This is a genomic window from Arthrobacter sp. 10L430, from assembly GCF_056395245.1.
The window spans coordinates 1-363 of sequence record NZ_JBFTJD010000085.1 but is presented as its reverse complement, the minus strand read 5'-3'; the positions used below and the strand labels follow the sequence as shown (position 1 = coordinate 363).

At 56.9% G+C, this 363-nt stretch carries 1 rRNA gene; it reads left to right on the top strand.

Going from position 1 to position 363, the window contains the following annotated elements:
- Positions 1 to 2 precede the first annotated feature (2 nt).
- Positions 3 to 363, top strand: a 16S ribosomal RNA gene (locus AC1DDG_RS21780); the annotation flags it as partial.

The window sequence follows — 363 nt, the reverse complement described above, 5'->3', positions numbered from 1 at the left end:
CTTCAACGGAGAGTTTGATCCTGGCTCAGGATGAACGCTGGCGGCGTGCTTAACACATGCAAGTCGAACGATGATCCGGTGCTTGCAYCGGGGATTAGTGGCGAACGGGTGAGTAACACGTGAGTAACCTGCCCTTAACTCTGGGATAAGCCTGGGAAACTGGGTCTAATACCGGATATGACTCCTCATCGCATGGTGGGGGGTGGAAAGCTTTTTGTGGTTTTGGATGGACTCGCGGCCTATCAGCTTGTTGGTGAGGTAATGGCTCACCAAGGCGACGACGGGTAGCCGGCCTGAGAGGGTGACCGGCCACACTGGGACTGAGACACGGCCCAGACTCCTACGGGAGGCAGCAGTGGGGAA